General features: G+C 36.4%; 18 protein-coding genes. 5 read left to right on the forward strand and 13 right to left on the reverse strand.

Annotated elements, in window-relative coordinates:
* Position 1: 1 nt before the first annotated feature.
* On the reverse strand, positions 2–1,267 hold the full coding sequence (locus AC4D4A_RS07150) for a metallophosphoesterase family protein (RefSeq protein WP_490995254.1): 1,266 nt from the start codon (positions 1,265–1,267) through the stop codon (positions 2–4).
* 260 nt (positions 1,268–1,527) lie between these two features.
* Here AC4D4A_RS07150 and AC4D4A_RS07155 point away from each other — a divergent pair, with 260 nt between their 5' ends.
* From AC4D4A_RS07155 to AC4D4A_RS07170, 4 genes are all read left to right on the forward strand, one after another.
* Entirely contained in the window at positions 1,528–2,169 is a 642-nt protein-coding gene (locus AC4D4A_RS07155) for a Bax inhibitor-1/YccA family protein (protein WP_490995255.1), read from the forward strand.
* A 166-nt stretch (positions 2,170–2,335) separates the two neighbouring features.
* Positions 2,336–3,556 (forward strand): MFS transporter, encoded by a 1,221-nt coding sequence (locus tag AC4D4A_RS07160; RefSeq protein ID WP_490995256.1) that lies wholly within the window; start codon positions 2,336–2,338, stop codon positions 3,554–3,556.
* 95 nt (positions 3,557–3,651) lie between these two features.
* Positions 3,652–3,858, forward strand: a complete 207-nt coding sequence (locus AC4D4A_RS07165; RefSeq protein ID WP_490995257.1) for a zinc ribbon domain-containing protein — start codon at positions 3,652–3,654, stop codon at positions 3,856–3,858.
* Between the two features lie 254 nt (positions 3,859–4,112).
* Positions 4,113–5,048, forward strand: coding sequence for an NADP-dependent oxidoreductase (locus tag AC4D4A_RS07170; protein WP_490995673.1), 936 nt, complete (start codon positions 4,113–4,115; stop codon positions 5,046–5,048).
* 189 nt (positions 5,049–5,237) lie between these two features.
* Here AC4D4A_RS07170 and AC4D4A_RS07175 read toward each other — a convergent pair whose 3' ends face one another.
* The 8 genes from AC4D4A_RS07175 to AC4D4A_RS07210 all read right to left on the reverse strand — a co-directional run bounded on the left by AC4D4A_RS07175 (position 5,238) and on the right by AC4D4A_RS07210 (position 14,055).
* A complete protein-coding gene (locus AC4D4A_RS07175) occupies positions 5,238–6,776 on the reverse strand; it encodes a solute symporter family protein (protein WP_490995258.1) in 1,539 nt (512 codons plus the stop codon).
* Complete coding sequence (locus AC4D4A_RS07180; RefSeq protein WP_490995259.1) at positions 6,777–7,112, reverse strand: DUF485 domain-containing protein; 336 nt, start codon at positions 7,110–7,112, stop codon at positions 6,777–6,779. It lies immediately after the preceding gene.
* A gap of 291 nt (positions 7,113–7,403) precedes the next feature.
* Complete coding sequence (locus tag AC4D4A_RS07185) at positions 7,404–7,859, reverse strand: hypothetical protein (RefSeq protein ID WP_490995260.1); 456 nt, start codon at positions 7,857–7,859, stop codon at positions 7,404–7,406.
* Positions 7,860–8,038: 179 nt separating this feature from the next.
* Positions 8,039–9,415 (reverse strand): murein hydrolase activator EnvC family protein, encoded by a 1,377-nt coding sequence (locus AC4D4A_RS07190; protein WP_490995261.1) that lies wholly within the window; start codon positions 9,413–9,415, stop codon positions 8,039–8,041.
* 430 nt (positions 9,416–9,845) lie between these two features.
* Positions 9,846–10,673 (reverse strand): non-homologous end joining protein Ku, encoded by an 828-nt coding sequence (gene ku / locus AC4D4A_RS07195; protein WP_490995262.1) that lies wholly within the window; start codon positions 10,671–10,673, stop codon positions 9,846–9,848.
* A 69-nt stretch (positions 10,674–10,742) separates the two neighbouring features.
* Positions 10,743–11,948: a non-homologous end-joining DNA ligase gene (gene ligD, locus AC4D4A_RS07200; protein WP_490995263.1), complete on the reverse strand. Its 1,206-nt coding sequence runs from the start codon at positions 11,946–11,948 to the stop codon at positions 10,743–10,745.
* A complete protein-coding gene (locus AC4D4A_RS07205) occupies positions 11,945–12,886 on the reverse strand; it encodes an ATP-dependent DNA ligase (protein ID WP_490995264.1) in 942 nt (313 codons plus the stop codon). Before AC4D4A_RS07205 ends, ligD begins: the two co-directional genes overlap by 4 nt.
* Positions 12,887–13,266: 380 nt before the next feature.
* Entirely contained in the window at positions 13,267–14,055 is a 789-nt protein-coding gene (locus tag AC4D4A_RS07210) for an SDR family oxidoreductase (RefSeq protein ID WP_490995265.1), read from the reverse strand.
* Between the two features lie 224 nt (positions 14,056–14,279).
* On the opposite strand from AC4D4A_RS07210, the gene AC4D4A_RS07215 reads away from it, so the two are divergent.
* Positions 14,280–15,320 (forward strand): AI-2E family transporter, encoded by a 1,041-nt coding sequence (locus AC4D4A_RS07215; RefSeq protein ID WP_490995266.1) that lies wholly within the window; start codon positions 14,280–14,282, stop codon positions 15,318–15,320.
* A 121-nt stretch (positions 15,321–15,441) separates the two neighbouring features.
* Here the strand turns inward: AC4D4A_RS07215 and AC4D4A_RS07220 are convergent, their stop codons facing one another.
* The 4 genes from AC4D4A_RS07220 to AC4D4A_RS07235 all read right to left on the reverse strand — a co-directional run bounded on the left by AC4D4A_RS07220 (position 15,442) and on the right by AC4D4A_RS07235 (position 18,797).
* On the reverse strand, positions 15,442–16,146 hold the full coding sequence (locus tag AC4D4A_RS07220; protein WP_490995267.1) for an ABC transporter ATP-binding protein: 705 nt from the start codon (positions 16,144–16,146) through the stop codon (positions 15,442–15,444).
* Positions 16,143–16,955, reverse strand: coding sequence for an ABC transporter permease (locus AC4D4A_RS07225; protein WP_490995268.1), 813 nt, complete (start codon positions 16,953–16,955; stop codon positions 16,143–16,145). The genes AC4D4A_RS07220 and AC4D4A_RS07225 overlap by 4 nt, the downstream gene beginning before the upstream one ends.
* Positions 16,956–17,025: 70 nt before the next feature.
* Positions 17,026–17,526 (reverse strand): nitrous oxide reductase accessory protein NosL, encoded by a 501-nt coding sequence (locus tag AC4D4A_RS07230; RefSeq protein ID WP_490995269.1) that lies wholly within the window; start codon positions 17,524–17,526, stop codon positions 17,026–17,028.
* Complete coding sequence (locus tag AC4D4A_RS07235; protein WP_490995270.1) at positions 17,523–18,797, reverse strand: right-handed parallel beta-helix repeat-containing protein; 1,275 nt, start codon at positions 18,795–18,797, stop codon at positions 17,523–17,525. Before AC4D4A_RS07235 ends, AC4D4A_RS07230 begins: the two co-directional genes overlap by 4 nt.
* Between the last annotated feature and the right edge of the window lie 217 nt (positions 18,798–19,014).

A 19,014-nucleotide genomic window follows, 5' to 3' on the forward strand; every position in this document is an offset into this window, starting at 1 on the left:
CTTATTTACCTCCTTCCATTTGTAACTCAAGACTCACCAGTTGTTTAACTTCCTCCAGTTTTTCTTCCAGCATGGAAACTGAATCAGGGATAACCATATTCTCTCCTCTTTTTAAATCGGTCGGCAATACATTGGTGATCGCCGAAAACTCTTTTCTCACATCTTCGAGCAACTCATCCATATCACTGGTCTCTAGCCAATTAAAAATGGATGTCACCGGATTATTTTCATCAGAGAAATGATTGAACTCTACCGGCGGGGCCGTTTTATTCTTTATTTTCTCAATCCATATTTGCCCATGTCCAATAGCGAAAGCTGCAGATCTAATATCATTTAATACTCTTTCTTTATTTTTCAAAAGCTCCTGATATAAAGAAGTATTGCCACTAACAACTACTCTGGCTGCGAGCATTCTACCATCAGCAGCATCTAATTGTTTTTCCAGCTGCTCTTCGATGTTCATAAGTAATTGATCGTAATCAGTGAGAGGTCTCGCATCTATCTCAATAATTTCCCAGCGCAATACATCCAGTGATATATGATTTAATTCCTGTATCTGTCCATCGCTAACTTTAATTAAAGAACATCCTTTTGGACCTGTCTCTTTGCTATGACGGCTTTGAATATTTCCCGGAAAGAGAATGACTGGGTTTTTCTCACATAAAAACTCCCGTTTATGAATATGCCCAAGAGCCCAATAATCATATTCTTTTCCCTTCATATCCTCTATGGAACAAGGCGCATAATTCTCATGTCCTTCCCGGCCTACTGCCGATGTATGCAAAATCCCAATATTAAAATATCCATCTTCCTTTGGAGGATAGCTTTTAGCAAGATTATCTGTTACAGCACGCGTTGAAAATCCTTGACCATGCAAAGCCACTCCAAGTTCATCTATAAACATACTTTTGCATTTTTTATCATCAAAAATATTTACATTATCAGGAAGTTTTATTTCTTTAGTAATGATACTGGCTGCATCATGATTCCCTTTAATCATATAAACAGGAATTTGATGCATTTTTAGCCTTGCCATTTCGTTTGCAAAAAAGAGACCTGTATTGTAATCCTTCCAATCCCCATCATATAAATCACCTGCAATAATGATGAAATGCACTTTTTCTTTAATAGCAAAATCAATCAAATTTTTAAATGCATCTCTGGTTGCACTGCGCAATTTTTCGACAGGTGCTCCTTCATATCTTGATAAACCTTTTAATGGACTATCTAAATGGATATCAGCAGCATGAATAAATGTAAAGTTCACAAAGATCTCCCCCTTTCCTCATCCTTATAATCATAGAATAGCATAAAATGGTATACACTAGAGTTCTTAACTTCATACTCCCAAATATTCACAGCTAAACGTAACTTTACTTAAACAGAACAAATGTTCTTATTTTTATTATATAAAATCCATTAGTATTTGTCTCTACTATTTCTATGTAAAAATCAGGATATACCATGAAACCTTTGATATAGTTAAACGTAGATACATATATGATAAATAAAAGGAGAGGTAAATAAATGAATTCATATACGGAAACCAATAGATATCACATTCCAGCCGTTATCCGGACTTTCGCTTTATCATTAGCCATTTCTTTACTTGGCTTTATTGTAGGTAATTTTGTTCCTCCATCCTTGTTCTTGCCGCTGATGATTATAGAGTTCGGTATGCTTATTGCGGCATTTTTTGTGAGACGAAGGAAAATTCTCTCATATAGTTTCTTATATGCGTTTACTTTAATATCAGGCATCACCTTATATCCTGTAATCGCAAACTATTTGGTAGCAATAGGACCACAGCCCATTATCATGAGCCTGGCTGCTACAGTAGTTGTATTTGGCGGACTCTCTCTATATGCCGCAACAACAAAGCGGGATTTAACATTTTTAAGTGGATTTTTATTAGCTGCTTTACTCGCCATCCTGGTTATTGGGATTTTTAATATTTTTTCACCCTTATCTTCTACTGCTATGCTTGTCTACTCATTTATAGGGATACTCGTTTTCAGCGGATACGTATTATATGATGTGAACCGTATGAAACAGTATGGAGTAGCAGAAGATGAAATCCCATTGGCTGCACTCAATTTATATCTTGATTTCGTAAACCTGTTCCTTTTTATCCTAAGATTTATCGGGATCCTATCATCAGATGATTAACCAAATGAAGCACTGTGAGTTATATTCAAAGTGCTTTAATATTTATAATCCCACGATTTTTGTCATATTTTCACAACACATTAGCTCGACCATTTGTACATAATTTCTCATCCTGTGTGGCAAAGTAATTGCACAGAACTGCTTAAAGAGATGAGGGAATTTTTGTATGAAATCACAAACGGATACCAATAAAATTAGTTTTTGGTGTTTGGCCAGTATAGCAGCAGTGCCACTAATAATGACATTAGGTAATTCAATGCTTATCCCTGTTCTACCTATTTTAGAAAAGAGAGTTGGAATCTCCTCTTTCCAATCCAGTTTGATTATTACAAGCTATTCAATTGCCTCCATCCTTTTAATACCGATTGCAGGCTATTTATCCGACCGTTTTGGGAGGAAAATGATCTTACTGCCTAGTTTAGTTTTAGCTTTTATCGGCGGGCTAGTATCCGGCTTTGCCTCTTGGAAAATGGAAAATCCATTTATGGTCATTATAATAGGACGGATCATTCAAGGAATAGGATCATCTGGTGCTTTTCCAATCATATTACCCTTAGTTGGCGATCTTTTTAAAGACGATGATAAAGCAAGCTCTGTTCTGGGAATTGTGGAAACATCCAATACCTTTGGAAAAGTTTTAAGTCCCATACTAGGAGCTGCATTAGCCATTTCTCTATGGTTTCTTCCTTTCTTTGCTATCTCTTTTTTAAGTTTAGTCACATTTTTTATGATTCTTTTTTGTATAAAGGTGCCAAAGAAAACAGAAGATCCTCCTACACTAAAAGAATTTTTAAAGGATACAAAAAAGATATTTAAGAAAGATGGGACATGGTTATACAGTGTATTCCTGACAGGGGCATTCGTCATGTTAATATTGTTTGCCATCCAGTTTTATTTATCTTCCATACTTGAATCCAAGTATGATATTCATCAAATTAAAAAGGGATTTGTACTTGCTGTTCCTCTATTTTTCTTGTGTGTTGCTTCATTTATCACCGGAAAAAAAATAAAAGATAATATTAAATTAATGAAAATCCTAATTCTGGCATCTATCATTGTTAGCGCGATTGCCATCACCTTTACAACTTTTTACGATAATATCTATATATTAATCGGAGTATTATCTATTTTTGGTGCCGGCCTTGGGACGATTTTACCATCACTGGATGCAATTATTACTGAAAACATCGATAAAAAACAAAGAGGAACAATCACATCTTTTTACAGCTCAGCACGATTTTTTGGTGTAGCAGCAGGTCCTCCGCTCATGTCTTATTTTATGAAGCATAATCAATCTTATCTTTTTTATAGCTTTGGTGCTATTTCATTGATTTTATTCTTTATTGTTCTCAAATTTATAAAGAGTGATGAAAAAGCAGCTACCTAAAAAAACATGTCCCATGCCTTTATAGGCAACTGGGGCATGTTTTTAATGTTATAATTATTTTGGAAATTTATTTTCATAATGAGGAGTGATTTACTTTGGCGCAAACAGGATGTTTAAAATGTGGAAGCCGTGATGCCAGCCAAAAAGAAGTATCTATGACAGGGACCGGCCTATCAAAAATGTTTGATATTCAAAATAATCAATTTCTCGTAGTTTATTGCAATCATTGTGGCTATTCGGAGTTTTATAATAAAAGGTCATCTGCTGGCAGCAATGTTTTAGATTTTTTCTTCGGAGGGTGATGATTCCCTCCCTTCTGCTTCGTCCAGTTTATGCGGTAAACTAGACCTTCCCCCAGTATAAATAAATTTACAATCCTTAAATCGCCTCCTCTATAATCATAAAAAACTCCATCAATCTTTTTAGGATAAATTTCCTGTTTTTATTCAATAAACGTTTAAATACGGTTACCTTATTTTGTACAGGGAATGAACATAATAAGGATTTCCAAAGCCTTAATTACCAGTCAAGGAGGAATTATATGCAAAATACCAAGATGAAAGCAATTGTAATAGAAGAGTATGGCGGACAGAATACTTTAAAGGAAAAAGTAGTTGAAAAGCCACCTCTTTTAGACAATCAGGTATTAATTGAAGTAAAAGCTGCTTCCGTCAACCCGATTGATTGGAAATTAAGAGAAGGCCATCTTGCTGATCAATATGCATTCGAATTCCCTATTATATTAGGATTGGACGTTGCAGGTGTTGTTAAAGAGGTGGGTAAACACGTCGTTGATTTTACAAAAGGAGACCGGGTTTTTGCACGTCCCGATACAACTCGTTATGGAGCTTATGCTGAATACACAGCTGTTGACGAATTACTGCTTGCAAAAATCCCTGATAATTTATCTTTTAAAGAAGCTGCATCCGTTCCATTGACTGGAATGACTGCATATCAGTGTTTATTTGACGCATTGGAGATTATGGAAGGACAGAAAATTCTTATTCATGGCGGTGCAGGCGGTGTTGGTTCGTACGCCATTCAATTAGCCAAACTCAAAGGCGCCTATGTAGCCACCACAGCCAGCAAAAAAAATCATGCCTTTTTAAAAGAATTAGGAGCCGATCTATGCATTGACTACCATAGCGAAAATATTGAAGATATATTGACAGAATACGATGCTGTTTTAGATACAATTGGGAAATCCGTTCAAACTGCCAGCATGAAAATCTTGAGACGCGGCGGAAAATTAGTATCCATTGTAGACCCGCCAAATGAAGAATTAGCTAATCGCTATGGAATTACCGAAGAATTTGTATGGTTAAATCCAAATGGTAACCAATTAAAGGAATTAGCCAAGCTTCTAGACGAGGGAAGATTGAAACCAATAGTGGGTGAAACCTTTCCTTTAAACGAAAAAGGTGTTCAAAATGCTCACGAATTAAGTGAATCCTCGCATGCTAGAGGAAAAATAATCTTAGTAGCTGATTAATATTTAGTTATTTCTTGGGAAATGAAGAAAAGAAGAATGAGATATAATCAAGCAGGCAAAGGTAATTATCCATACCTTTTCCTGTTTTTTCATTGAAATAATTGATACAAAAAAGAGGCAGCTGTAAGTCATTAAATAACCTACGAAACTGCCCCCTAATAAACTTTAGACCAAATAGAGGTCATATCACTATTTTATAGTATCTAAACCAGTATTGGATTTAACCAAAATCTCATCGAATTTCGCTTCATCTTCCTTCTTACGAGATAATAATGTTCCTACAAAACCAGCCAGAAACCCGAGCGGAATGGATACCAGACCAGGTGTTGATAAAGGAAATAAAGGTTCACCAACCAGTATGGCAACCCCAGCTTCCGGATTAAAGACGTTAGGGCTGACTAAAACAAGTCCAACTGAAGTGATTAAACCTACTACCATTGCGCTGATAGCACCCGTAGTATTAAATTTCTTCCAGTAAATTGTATAAATAATTACAGGTAAATTTGCACTGGCAGCCACGGCAAAGGCTAATGATACAAGAAAGGCTACATTTAAATTTTGTGCTACTAATGCCAACAGAATCGATAAGACGGAAACACCAATAGAAGCGTATCTTGCCATCTTAACCTGCTCTTTTTCAGTTGCCTTTCCTTTTCTCAATATCTCATTATAAAAATCATGGGCAAATGCAGATGCCCCAGTTAGTACAAGACCAGCAACAACGGCCAATATTGTCGCAAATGCAACGGCTGATATAAAAGCAAACAATATATCCCCGCCAATAGCCTTGGCTAGTAATGGTGCTGCCATATTCCCTGCTGCATTCGCATTTACTATATCAGCATTACCCACAAAAGCTGCTGCTCCAAATCCAAGGAAAATGGTCATGACATAAAAGATCCCAATGATCCAGGTAGCATATACAACTGAGCTTCGTGCTGTTTTAGCATCCTTTACCGTAAAGAAACGCACAAGGATATGCGGCAAACCAGCAGTTCCAAGAACTAGCCCCATCGTCAGCGATAATGTATCGAGACCATCTGTGTATTTAACACCCGGATTCAGGAATGCCTCCTTTAATGGAGTAGCCGTACTCATCTGTTCAAACATACTTGCAATATTAAAATTAAATTTGGCAAAAACAATGAATGAAATGATAAAGGTCCCTGCCATCAGTAATACAGCTTTAACAATTTGAACCCAGCTAGTAGCATGCATACCACCAAAAATAACGTATATAGTCATGAGAGCTCCAACAATTAAAACGGAGGTGGCATATTCTAAGCCCAGCAATAATTTAATCAGAGCTCCTGCCCCTACTAGCTGAGCAATCATATAAAATATAGAAATAGACATCGTATTAAAAGCAGCTACACCACGTATTTTTTTTGCATCAAACCTTGCTGCCAGCATATCTGCCAATGTATATCTGCCCAAATTTCTAAGTGGCTCAGCCACCAAATAAAGTACAACCAAGTAAGCGACCAAAAAACCTATACTATAAAAGAAGCCATCAAAACCTGTTAAAGCAACTGCACCGGCTATCCCCAAAAACGAAGCTGCAGACATATAATCACCCGCTATTGCTAAGCCATTTTGCCAACCGGTCAGACCACCTCCTGCTGTGTAAAACTCACTCGCATTGTTTGTTCTTTTAGAAGCCCAATAAGTAATAATCAAAGTAACAAATACAATAGCGAGAAACATAATAAAAGCCGTATAATTCATCTACTGTTTACCCCCTAATTTCAACACCTTATCACTTAAGCGGTCAAATCTGGCTGCTCTTTTAGAATAGATCATACATAACGTCCACGTCATAATAAACTGTGCAAAAGCAAATACCCAGGCCCAAGTGATATGTCCATAGAAAGAATTATTCAGCACCGATGAATAGGATGTCATTATAGGAAGTGCAAAATAAAAAATTAGGAAAAACAAGGTTAAGGGTATTATAAATTTTTTCTTTTCATTTAAAAGTTGTTGAAACTCTGGACTTTTTACAATAGCCGAATAATCCCTTTTCCCCTTTTGTTCCTCCTTGGATAGCATTTTTTCTTCCATCTTAATCCCCTTTCTAATATTTAATTGAAGCGCTTACAAAATATTCTAAATATTCCAAACACTATTAGTATACTCTATTCAGTGCCTTTGGTAAATCAATATTTAGGCTTATTTTTATACAAGCCAAAATAAGGTTTAAAAAGACGAGATCGTTTAATAAAAAGGATTTACATAAAGGGATTCTACTCAACCAACCAAGCACTATAAAAAAGGTTGTTTACGTAAGGATTTTGCTTGTAGCATAAAAAAAGAGATAGCTTTTTACTATCTCCGTTGCAGTTAAAAAAGTATTTACCTTTTATCCAGATGGTTCTTTAGGATTTTATACATGAGAATACCAGCTAAAATGCCCACTATTGAAAAAATAATCCCTTTAAGTATGTCTTGTGGTTCATCTAAGTCTTGTTTAAATTCATATTCTTCTTTTCTATCTGCTTTTACATATTGACCAGCAGATTCTTGTACGGCTAAGGCTTCCTCTGTACTAACCCCTTTAATTTTATAGTATTTAGTACCTTTCGGATAAGCATTTGAAAAATTACCCGATTGGGGTTCCATATCCGAATACTTTGTTACTTGACCAATTTCATCCCCAATTGCAGTTACGGATTCTTCACTTATTTCATAGACATACCCTTCCCAAACCACAAACGGGTATAACCATTTAGTTGCCATTGTTTTAGCTGGTAAAAATGAAATAAGTACAACAAATAAGACTGTAATCAAAGGCAGATATTGTTTTTTCAACTAAGTTCCCCCTTTATCGTGATTATCACTCATTATTCATGTTTCATTGATCGTCTTGTTGAACTAGCCAGTCTATATCCTATAGTTAAATATCATTATTTTTATAATACCACAATATGGATATTCGTTTTTTTATTTAAGAGCAACAAAAAAGAGGCCTAAAATGGCCTCTTTTAAAATCAATTTATATAATCTGTAGGATTTATAGCATTTGATTTACTTTGTGTCCAAGGTCCTTTATGAAGCTCAAAGTGTAAATGCTGGCCTGTTGAACGTCCAGTATTTCCCATCAAACCAATTTGCTGGCCCTTGCTGACAGATTGTCCAGCGCTTACTCTCATACTATTGTCTCTCATATGCGCATACACTGTTGTGTATTGTTGCCCATTAATATAGTGAGTGATAAATACTACATTACCATAACTAGATGATTTGTAAGCTCTAGATACAACACCGCTTGCAGCTGCCACGATTGGAACAGTACCAGATGTTGCAATATCAACTCCGCCATGTGATTTTCCCCATCTTGGACCATATCCAGAAGTATAATACCCTGCAGATGGTTTCATGAACATCCCAGATGAGCTTCTTGGAGCAGGTGCACTGTATGTTGGTTCACTTGCTTTTGGTGCACTGGATTTTTTAACAGACGAACTTCCTGATGATGCACTGGAGGAGGATTGGCTCTTTTTAGCTTCCTCTGCTCTTTGTGCTGCAAGTTCTGCCTGACGTTTTTTCTCAGCAGCCGCCTCAGCCGCTTTTTGTCTGGCAACCTCAGCCTGACGTTCTTTTTCCTGTGCAATTGCTTTGCTTAAAGCAGTTTCTTGGCCAGCTAAAATAGAAGATTCTTCTTCCATGCTTAATTTATGCTCTTCCAAGTGTTTCTCTTCAAGTTTAAGCTTTTTCATTAGTTTATTTTTTTCTTGCTTTTGATTCTCTTGTTTTGCCTTCAAATCTGTTAATTCTTTTTTCATAGATTCCAAGCTTTTTAGCTTAGTTTCTACTTCTTGCTTTTTCTTCTCTAAATCCTTTTTATCTTTTTCTTGTTCAGCGATTAAATCATTATCAGCTTCCATTATTGTAGATACGGCATTCACCCGTTCAACAAAGTCACCAAAGCTGCTCGCTCCCACTACAACTTCCAGATAGTTCATCTTTCCGCCTGTAACCTGATAGGATCTAGCACGTTCTTTTAATAATTCTGTTCTTGCTTCAATCTTCTCTTCAAGTACTACGATATCTTTTCTTAATTGTTCAATATCTTTTTTTGTGTCACCAATTTTTGTATTTATTTTATCTATTTTTGAATTCGTTTCAGTAATCTCTGATTCCAGCTTTTTAAGTTGGGCTGTTAAATCAGTTTGCTGATCTACTACATGACCGATAGATTCGTTTGTTTGATTAATATCTTGATTTACTTTCTCTTTTTCGCCCCTGATTTGATTCTCTTTTTTCTCTAATTCTGATAGTGATGCAGCCGTAGCATATCCTCCTGAGAATAATGAACCTGCACCAACTGCTAAAGCAATGTTAAACGCAATAAATGACTTCTTCAAGCAATGATCCCCTTTCAATGTCTCACATGTTAGTTTGTATCTTGCTTCTCTCTATATAAGTGACTATTAAAATAAGCGACTAGTAAAAATTCATATATATAATTGCCAATCAAACCAATGATTGGTACTGCCTTATTATATCAATCTGACAAATTTTATCTACCATTCAAACATTACATTTATATTTCGTCGAATTTCGATCTTGTAATATATTTAATAAAGACTGTTTTTATAGTAATTTCGACACGTTTTTCACCCATAAAACTACTAATCACAGATAAAAATGTACCTTTACACCCAGAAAAATAATCCCAGACTCTTGTTAACGAAATAAAAGTTTATATTTTCTGAATTATTAGGGAATAGTAAAAAAGCCTGTTTCTTTACAGAAACGGCTTCTAATTTAGGCTAATCTATTCAAAAATAAAAATCAGGAAGTCTCTTTTTTTCTGCGTGGAGCTCTTTTTCTGGCTGGCTTTGTTGCTGGTTTTGTTTGGTCAATAGATGCTTGGAGTGCTGCCATAAGATCAACAACATTCGATGCTGTTTTCTTTCCAGCTGTAGGTGTGACTGTATCGGATTGTTTTTTCTGCTCAATCAATTCAATTAAAGCTGTCCGGTATTCATCATGATATTTAGATGGATCAAATGTGGTAGTCAGCTGATCGATTAATAAAATAGCTGTATCCAATTCCTTCTGCACAATCTCTTCCACAGCGGGAATATTGGGTACGTCTGCAGCCTTTCTTACCTCATCAGGAAAATGAATGGTCTCCATTAGTAAAGTATTTTCTAATATTCTGACCACAGCGAGCGATTCCTTTGCACGGATCGTAATTTTCGCCAGTCCTACTTTTCCGGATTCTTCTAACGCCTTCCTCAGCAGGGAATAAGCTTTTGTACCGCCCTCATTTGGTGACATATAGTAACTCTTATCAAAATAAATCGGATCGATTTCTTCTATTTTGACGAAATCGATAATTTCTACGGCCTTGTCCTCCTGCTCTTTCTTCAAATTTTCCAGTTCTTCATCATCCAGGACAACATATTTTCCCTTCACATATTCATAGGCTTTGACAATATCCTCTTGGCTCACCTCTTCCCCGCAAACTGAACATACTTTCGAATATTTGATAGGCGCATGGCATTTATTATGTAAGGTGCGCAGGGATATATCTTTATTCTCCGTTGCCGCATGAAGCTTTATTGGTATACTGACAAGACCAAAACTAATAGTTCCCTTCCAAATTGTATGCATAAATACACCTTCCTTTTTTGTATATTATATCCAAATTAATTAATTTTAAAATGATTATTCAAGGTGATGTTATGGTTTATGTTCTTTTTTGATAAAGTCAATAATTTGTTTCATTTGGCTCGATTGATCAACTGTAAAATAATTCTCAAACGGATTCATTCCCTTTATTAATCTATCCTTAACCGTTTTCATTGAGTATTGCTCTGTCTGCAATCCTTTCTTTACTTCATCCCAAAACAATGGTGCTGCAACAGAGGGGTACGCTGTTTCCCTCGGTGAATACGGACAAATAATCGTCTTATCTTTGTCATGCTGAATATAGTCAATATAGAGACGGTTCGCTCTATTTTTTTTCATTCGTTCTATTGTAAATTTGTCCGGAAAACGGTTAATTAGATAGAGAGCAATGAATTCAGTAAATATACGTGTTTCTGTATAACTGATAGCAGCTCCCTTTAAAGGAAGATGAATTTGAATCCCCTTTCTGCCTGATAACTTCACGAAAGCCGTTAACTGAAATTGATCAAGTATTTGTTTCATTACCAGTGCAGCTTTTACAGCAAAGCTTAAATCGCCCAGTTCAGGTGGATCAAGATCAAACACGATTTCTGCCGGATTTTGTTTATCAATATCATTAAAGGGAATATGAAATTCAATGGCTGCCTGATTCCCGAGCCATAAAAGAGTTTCGGTATTATTACAAACGGTATAGTTAATATCATGGTTCATATCCGTTTTTACAAAATCAGGTGCATAGTCAGGTGTAGATTTCTGATAAAATCCCTGTGAACCGACACCTTCTGGATATCTTTTAACTGTTAAGTGCCTGTCCTTTAAAAAGGGCAGCATAAAGTCTGCTACAGTAAGAAGGTAATCCAAATACATTTCTTTGGTCACTGATTGTTCTGTCCAAATGATTTTCCCAGGATTCGTAATGGCTACCTGTTCATACTGGGAAAGCAGTAATTTCGTCCATGTACAGGCTGTCCAATTCTCAGCTACTGCCAGGCTTACATAGACCGGTGAATTTAATTTATAATTTGTAACTCCCCGGTATGCCACTTGTATACAAATACCAGGAGGGACCTTATAAATCTGTTGCTGCCCTTTCCCGGTTTGTTGTAAGACACCCAAAATAGCCTCGCGCTCTTCGTCAGTAAATGCTTCTTTTACTTCAGCAACCTCAATAATTTTTTCTTCATGAAGAACAGCCACTGTACAGACTTTATTTTCACTATCATATTTAGTTAAAAAACATAGGCCTGTATATCTCATATCTCTAGCTCCAATAGGCATTTCTGTGGATCGCGGTCGACAAATGATTCTAATAACGGCTGTCTTAATGTCATTGATTCTGTCCATTCCAGATAAGAAACCTTCACTGTATAAATGGGTTGTATCCAATGATACTGCTTTGTATTTCCTATTTTTGAGGTGAAGGGATTTTCAGTCTGTAAGACTTTTTCCATAAATTCTTTAATCACCTTCCACTCCTCCAGCTTATAGCGGCCTTTCCCGGCACGGCCAATATAATGGAGTTCACCCGAGGGGTCATACAATCCCAGTACCAAGGATTGCAGTTCACTCCCCTTGGTCACATATCCCCCAACTACCGCAATAAGATCTTTATAAAATTTCACCTTCTGCCACCGACCGTCTTTCCCATTCAAGCTATAGGGTTTACGCAAATCCTTAGCAACAATACCCTCTAATCCCTGCTCCTTGACGGCCTCGTATAATGCCTCTCCATTCGAAAAGCTTTCTACAACCTGTACATTCTCTGTTGGCGTAATGATGGATGACAATAATCTCTGACGTTCTGCAAGGTCGTCATCAATAACCCATTTTCCATCCAGATATAAAATATCAAAAACCATAAAGATGACTGGTTGTTCTTTTATAGCAAGATGAATCAATTCTGATCGGTTCATCCGGTCCCGCTTCATTACTTCATGAAAAGATGGCTTTCCATCTTGCATAGCGATAATTTCGCCATCCAAAATCACAGAAGTTGCAGAACAATAGCTGCCCAAATCCGTAAACTCCGGATATTGCTTTGTTCTATTATTTAAATTACGATTAACCAGTTCTACTTCATCATCTATTTTATAGACTAACATCCGTACACCATCCCATTTAACCTGGAAGATCCATTCCTCCCCTTTTGGTATAACTTCAGCTGAAATCGGTTCAAAGGGTTTTATAGGGTCCATATTTTCTCCTTCCATTTAAAGAAGTGTAACAGCATTCGACATTTCATATTTATAGTATGGGAATAAAGACAGAGAATATGTCAGTGAGTGAATAATCAAGTCTATGAGGTGTAGTATCATCAGAAGCATTTAAAACCTCCAATGAACTAAGTAAATTGGCTTCGAAGATTCTGGAGGTATCTGTAGAGACAAAACATATGATCCATTACGGTGTATGAAGGAAATCCTTGCTGAAGATACTAAAAAAAGATAGCCATTACCTTGGCTACCTTTTGATTGCTATCAAATGATTATGACTATAATTACAGAATGATTTATCAAATACCCGTCATACTTGATTTCAATATGACTGGATTTAACTTAATATATACAAAATTTACTTACAGTAATGATTCAGTTCCATCGACGTATATTTCAGTGCCGGAAACATGACTTGATTCGTCAGATGCAAGGAAGTATACCAAATTCGCTACCTGTTCAGCTGACCCAGGACCATCTGCCAATGGCTGCATTCCTTCAGGATATTCAATTGGTATTTCGATTTCCTTTAAACTTTCAGACTTAGTTGTGCTGTTATCGATATTTGTTTCAATTGCACCAGGACAAATAGCATTAACTCGAATTTTATATCTGGCCAACTCTAAGGCTGCCATCTTCATAAATCCAATTTGACCGGCTTTTGAAGTACTATAGGCTGCCATACCAAAACCAGCGAACCGTCTATTTCCATTGATTGAGCTTGTAATTATGATGCTGCCACCTTGCTCTTTCATATAAGGAATGCAGTATTTAACAAACAAGAATGTGCTTCTAAGATTCGTTTCAATCACTTCATTCCAGTCCGAAATTTCAAATTCTTCAATAGAAGACAAGGTCCCGTTTATACCAGCGTTACTGAACAGAATATCAAGCCTTTCCCACTTATCCATGACCTGTGAAATTCCTTCACGAATTTGAACTTCATCACGGATATCAACCTGATAAACACAGGCTTCTCCTCCAGCATTTGTGATTTCTTCCTTTACTTTCTCTGCATTATCAAGATTTATGTCCATGATACAGACACGAATGCCATTGTCCGCAAACTTCTTAGCTGTGGCTGCGCCAATACCTGAACCTCCACCAGTAACGATTGCAACTTTCCCCTTTGATTTTTCAGATAATACCATACGTTTCATCTCCCATGTACATTTCTATTTATCTACTTATTTATCCATTAAGCACACTATTGAAACGTATGACTGAACGGTTTATACGTATATTCATAGAACAATTCCTATATTCCACCAATTTTTTAAAAATTATTTCCAAACCCTCTTATAAACATTACTCCTAACAGATATAATTAATATATCAAGCATGCGGTGCTGCCGAAAGGAGAAACAATAGGTTTATGTTTTCACTCAACCAATTTATAAAAAGCAGAGGGTTCGTCCGTTTTCTCACCATCTTATTTATAATAGGGATCTTCTATGCCCTTAGAGATATGATGAATTTAGTTCTATTCACTTTTATTTTTATTTTCTTAATGGGCGGTTTAGAGAGAATCATTTCATCTTCCATATCCAAAATCAGTCCAATACGAATTAAGCCACAAATAATAATTATCCTGCTCTATACAATCATAATTTCCTCTTTGGTTATGATCGTCTATAAATATATACCTATTATTACTATGCAAATAACCGACCTTGTAAAAGTAATTATTGATTTTTACAAACACCCGCCTGATAACACAGCAATCGATGTTGTGATCAGTGCAATGCAAAAATTTGTATCACCTTCTGAAATTGAGGAAAATGCAGTGGCACTGTACAGTTATGCTGCGAATATCGGCAAATTAAGTCTGCAGTTGTTTTTAGCTCTGCTGCTAAGTTTATTCTTTCTTTTGGAAAAAGAAAAAATAAAACGATTTACCCGTTCATTCAAGAAAAGCAAGCTGGGCGTTTTATTCACTGAATTAGAGTATTTAGGAAATATATTTGTAAATTCATTTGGTAAGGTTATTGAAGTTCAATTTTTAATTGCCTTTGTTAATGCTATATTATCGACTATTATTCTATATTTCTTAGGATTTCCACAGCTATTGGGACTCGCATTTATGATTTTCCTATTGGGACTTATTCCTGTTGCGGGCGTTATTATTTCCTTAATTCCTCTTTGTACAATTGCCTATAATATTGGCGGAGGAATGCATGTTTTATATATAGTTATCCTTATAGCAGCCATTCATGCTTTGGAAAGCTATGTGTTAAATCCTAAATTCATGTCTGCCAAAACACATTTACCTACGTTTTTCACATTTCTGGTCTTGGTGTTTGGTGAACACTTCCTTGGAATTTGGGGGTTGATTCTAGGTATTCCTATTTTTATCTTCTTATTAAATATGCTTGATGTTCCAGATGCTGAAGTGACTGAACCTAAGCAAATATAATTGACCATAAAATAGGCATGAGTTTCGGGAATCTTCCGAACTCATGCCTTTTATTATTCTTATATATTTTAATTTCAAATCAAGCGTACGTCTTAGAAAACAAGGCTGCAGTCGAGCCTTTTTAAATTCGTTGTCTGTACAAGGTTAGTAACTCTTTTGTAAATCCATCTATATTAGAAAAATCATTTTTAAGTGTTTGAGCTAGCTGCCCTTTTTCAATGAATAACACCCTGTCGGCAAGTTCTGCGGCAACATCCATCATATGAGTAGAGAAAATCGTTATTGTGCCTGCTTCTTTAAGCTTTTTGATGATATCTATAAATTCATTAATCCAGTAAGGATCGAGTCCATTGGTCGGCTCGTCCATAATTAAAAGTCTGGGTTCAGCTAAAATCGATTGGCCGAATAACAGCCTTTGTCTCATGCCTTTAGAAAGATTTTTTACGAGCTCTTTCCGCTTGCCGGTTAATCCCAAACGATCAATCACATCTCTCACTCGATCATTGGAAACCTCTCGGATAGCAGCATAAAAAGACATAAACTCCTCTACATTCATATCACCCTGAGCATAAAATTCATCAGGCATATAACCGATCAATGATACATATTCTTTATTTTGTGCAGTCATATTGACCTCATCCAACAAAACCGTTCCGGCTGAAGGGGAAGAGATACTGGCTAAAATATTCAGGATAGTACTTTTCCCAGCACCGTTTCCTCCGCATAAAGCAACACATTGGCCTTCCTGCACTGCCAACGAAAATGGCTGCAACGCTGTATCGGTTTTATAGTGTTTTGAGATATCAGTCACTTCTAACCTTGTCATTGTGCTCTTCTCCTTTTTAAAAACCAAATTGCAATAAAGCCTAACGCGGCAATAAATACAAAGGCGTATAAGAATAGTACTCCCCATACAATTCCTTCATTAAATAGCGGAACCAATCCATCATAGGCTTGACCGAAGATAGAACCGCCATCCAATCTGATTACCAAGAAAAAGCGTAAGAATTCTGCTGGATTTACGATCATCGCAATTTTCATAAGCACTCCTATCATTGAATAAGGTAAAGCACCTAAAACAGCGATTAACGCAGTCGGCCATATCATGATAAGAAGAAACCAGACTGCCACTGATAAAGTAAGTGCCTGCCATTTTGTGCTTACAAATGACCCTATAAAAAGGCCAAGTGTCAGGAAAAATAAGATTAACAGCATGCTAAATAGAAAAAGAACAAGCATCCAAGTTAATGAAATATCAATCCCAGTCAACAATCCAATTATCATACTCAGCCAATATGCAAGTGAAAAACACACTGCCTGGGCAGTAAATTGGCCTCCCAGTTTACCAAAAAAGTAGGAGACGACATCTAATGGATACGTACATAATAATCTCCATTGACCATTTTCCATTTCATTAGCTATTGAAAAGGAGCCAAAAATCAACATAAATAATGGCAATATATATAACATAATATTAACAACTGTTCCTGTAATATTTGTATATCCTGAGATTGCTCCATTTGTCCGCTCCAATGCCAATAAAAGAGAAATGACAACAATCCATAGAATGGCGATTGAATAATACGAACGGCCTCGCGAAGTCATTCTCCATTCAGAGCTCCATATGTTCCACATCCTTCTTCCCTCCCGTGAGGACATCTAAATAAAAGGCAACCATGCCGGCTGCCTTGTTTTTCTTTACCTGTTAACTATGGCCATGACTGTCCGTTTCATTATGATTCATCTCTTTATGCTGTTTCCAATCATGTTTTTGTAAATCGTCGTAGGATAATAAACTTCCTCCTGATTCTTCAACAAATTCTTCAGCACTTGATTGGTCTTCAAAAGAAATCACGTGGTATGACATTGGTGTCTTGATTTCTTCTCCATAAACGAAATAGGAATTTTCAACATCTATCCATTCTTTAGAATGATAATCACGTACAAAGGTCTTTTCAATTTCCTTTTCCTCGTTTTCATCTGTCCAGTTAAACATGCAGCCAATGTCGTCAAAAACAAATGTTTTACCATCTGTTAGGATAATTTCTGTTGCATGCTGATTATCCGCAACCGACATATTACAGTTTGCGCATGTGTCAGTCTTTGGATCAATTTCCACTGGCTCAGCCGATTCATTACCGCAGGCAGACATAAGCATAACTGCTCCAATTCCGACTAACGCAGTTTTCCATAATGAGTGTTTCATTGTTGTTTCCTCCCTTTTATGAATAGAAATAAACTGCCTATAAACAATAATCCGCTGACTATCCATACTGACAGATCAGCATGATTTTTTTGATTGTTTGATTGGATAGATTCCATTAAGGGAGCTGAGTCTGTTAATAGCTCTTCATCCGTACTTTTCAGCATTTTTTGCAGAATTGTTATTCCCGGTGCCTGGAAAAAGAGCTGATACTCGGGAACTTCCTCTGTCAAAGCCAGAAAATAAGGATCGGCTCGGTAGATTAAATTACTTATACTATCTCCGTCTGAATCTATTTTCGCTGATGCGTCCCAGTAGTTCCCATCCAATTGATTCCCTTCACTTTCGATGGCCTGGGCATCATTCACATTACCCAGGAAATCATTTCGGTTAATCCGATTTTCCTCTGATTCTTTAAACTGAATACCTACAAAATTTGATTGCAGCCTGTTATTCTTAACGGTATTCATATTGGCCTTTTCAATAAATATGCCAATCCGATTATTGTGAATCTCATTTGTTTCAACCGTAACATTCCTTGAATCGTATAGTAACAAACCCTGAGAATTCACATTTTCATTATTTTCAGCGAATGTATTCTTACGTACGATTGCATCTTCCGCACCCATGATCATGGCACCCGTAAAGTTATTGAGTGATTCATTCCCTTCGATCAAACAGGAATTGGAATACATTAAATGCACCCCATAATGGGCATCCTGAATTTTATTGTTTTTAAATGTATTATGATGGCTGTATTCTACATAAAATCCATCCTGAACATTACGTATTGAATTTTTACTGAATGTGTTGTAATTTGACTCCCATAGATTAATAGCATGGCCTTCAGACGTTCCTGTAAATGAACTTTCTAGTACACTTACATGATTCGCTTTATCCAGTTTAATACCATTCCCAGCTGATCTGATTGTGAGATCGTTAAGTTTATGATGATTTCCAGCCAGCACAATCGCAGATTCATCAATTGGTAAGCGAGTTGCCTCTATTTCAATATTTGATATCTGTACATCCTTACCAGAAATGTTTATAAAGGACCCCTCTCCTGTATAACTCAGCACTGTATCCTCTGTTCCTTTAATGGTCATTGGCTTATTTATAGAAACCGGATCTTCATAGGTACCACTTTTAACAATCAAAGTTCCTCCAACGGGCGTTTGGTCAATTTGCTGCTGCAGAGTTGTTTCTGCGAAACTACTCGGTTCATATATAATCCATAATGCTACAAACACTAAAAAGATGCGTAACCTCTTCATCAATAACCCACCTTTTTCAATCAATCGTTCGCTCCACATTAAGCAGTTAATGGTATAATCATATTCTTTTATATAATTATTTTACTAGAAAAATAATTCTGTTTTCCAGTATAAAGCTATCAAGCCTATCATTCCTATATCTATATGGAGCTATTTTATGAAGATCCTTATATGTATCAGCCTTGAGGGTTAATGAGTGAAATTACTAACAACCTAT

It is taken from the genome of Pradoshia sp. Z5_111, assembly GCF_058267535.1.